The 1,753-nt window shown below is 57.3% G+C and carries 3 protein-coding genes; all 3 read left to right on the top strand.

Annotated features, from left to right (window positions below; all coding sequences use genetic code 11):
• Window positions 1-326, top strand: a 326-nt coding sequence (locus WB528_RS18220) for a DUF5602 domain-containing protein (RefSeq protein ID WP_423889789.1), incomplete at its 5' end; no start/stop codon positions are given.
• A gap of 31 nt (window positions 327-357) precedes the next feature.
• On the top strand, window positions 358-642 hold the full coding sequence (locus WB528_RS18225) for a high potential iron sulfur protein (RefSeq protein ID WP_423889790.1): 285 nt from the start codon (window positions 358-360) through the stop codon (window positions 640-642).
• A 50-nt stretch (window positions 643-692) separates the two neighbouring features.
• Window positions 693-1,061: a DUF488 domain-containing protein gene (locus WB528_RS18230; protein ID WP_423889791.1), complete on the top strand. Its 369-nt coding sequence runs from the start codon at window positions 693-695 to the stop codon at window positions 1,059-1,061.
• Window positions 1,062-1,753: the final 692 nt, after the last annotated feature.

The following is a 1,753-nucleotide window of genomic DNA, read 5'->3' on the forward strand; positions in this document are numbered from 1 at the left end:
CGCCCCCGTATAAGAAGGTTAGCCAGCTCGTAAAGTTGCCGGATTTCATTCCCGGGATCGGCACGCTGTACGTCGATCCAAAGACGATCCCCGAGGGCCCGTTTCTCGCCTACGACCATCGCGGTCGTCTTGTCAGTACGATTTACATGATCCCGCTCAAGGATCTCAATGCGCAGAAGAATTGGAGCAATCTCGCGGCACCTGGCGGCAAGGTCGATCACGTGAGCATCAACTACAACACCGGCCATCCCGGCGTGCCGGAGCCACACTTCCACATCGTGCTCTGGCACATTCCGCAGGCCCAGGAAAAGCTTGTGGCGAAGTAATCATCTGCAACGCTTTGGGGGCCGTTCGAGGATGACCATGAGCGCAAATGTCTCACGTCGCAGCATCATCGAGGCCTTCGCACTTGCTGCATCGGCTTCGACGGGAATGGCGCTTAGCCGTCGCGCCGAAGCTGAGGTCAGTGAAGCGCAAAAAATCTCGCATGCCGACGCCAAATATCAGCCGACACCGAACGGCCAGCAACGTTGCGAAATCTGCCTTCAGTTTGAGCCTCCTGACCATTGCAAGATCGTGCAGAGTCCGATTTCTGCCAGCGGCTGGTGTCAGTACTTTGCCGCCCGCGAGAATGCACATTAGTTTAGGCCAGTGTGAGCCAGATCCGCCAGCCAATCTCTCGCAAGGTTGTGATGAGCGCCGTAATTGCCCAAAAGAACGTCAAGCTAAAGCGGGCGTATGATCGACCAACGCCCGACGACGGCACTCGCATCTTGGTCGATAGACTATGGCCGCGCGGGGTCAGAAAGGCCGATGCGGCCATCGATCATTGGATAAAGCACGTTGCGCCAAGCGCCGCGCTTCGGCAATGGTTTGGGCACGACCCGGTCCGGTGGGATGAATTTCAGCAGAGGTACCGGCAGGAATTGAAGGAGCATCAGACCGAGATCGAACAGCTCCGCGGCTTGGCTCGGCATCGGGTCATCACTCTGATTTATGCAGCCCGGGACGAGGCCCATAACGAAGCTATTGTGCTGCGGGATTACCTTTTGCACCACTGACAGGGAGTTCTGCATAATCGCTAGCCAACGCACCAATGGTTCTACGCGTTTGCACTGAAGATCAATTCAGAGGCAGAACACGTCAGCGACGGTAATTCTCCTCTTTGCTGGGTTTAGTCTGCTTGCGGCCATATGGACCGCGATCTGGGGATGGACGTTGCTTGGCGCGAGCGGTTCGACGCAATTGTCGCGGAGCCAGACAAACGCCGCATTTTTTCGCGAGCGGCTGATCTACGCATCGGGCGTAGCTGTGGTCGCAGTGCTGGCCGCATCGATCTATTGGTTGCCCTACGTTCTTATGTTGAGCAGCACGACAAAGGCGTTGCCATGATTGCCAGGTTGTGCCTTTGGGCAAATCCGGCTTGGAGGTCGCCGTGTCGACGACGATGACGCGCCTCGTGAAATGCGCTTGGATATGGGACGCCAAAGCAAATGCAGAGTATGGCCCAATAAATCATTCGCGCACCCCCGGCAACATGCCATGGTGGCTGAACGCCGCGACGATCGAGTCGACCCGTATTAGGCAGGCATGACGTGGACTGTATCGGCCGCGATCTTTACCGCAACGGCTTTTCCGGTTTCGATATTCATCGCACGTGCCTGCGGGGCCAGGAGATAGCCCTTGAGCGGAAAGCCGCAATCGACTTCGACCATCACGAGCGGGTTGAGGCTCCGCACGGACGTGACGAGGC

This window comes from Bradyrhizobium sp., assembly GCF_049586575.1.
In the GTDB taxonomy this organism is placed as follows: domain Bacteria; phylum Pseudomonadota; class Alphaproteobacteria; order Rhizobiales; family Xanthobacteraceae; genus Bradyrhizobium.

Coding starts and splice junctions, on each gene's coding strand:
- WB528_RS18230 (WP_423889791.1), top strand. CDS start 693: ATGAGCGCCGTAATTGCCCAAAAGAACGTCAAGCTAAAGCGGGCGTAT.
- WB528_RS18225 (WP_423889790.1), top strand. CDS start 358: ATGACCATGAGCGCAAATGTCTCACGTCGCAGCATCATCGAGGCCTTC.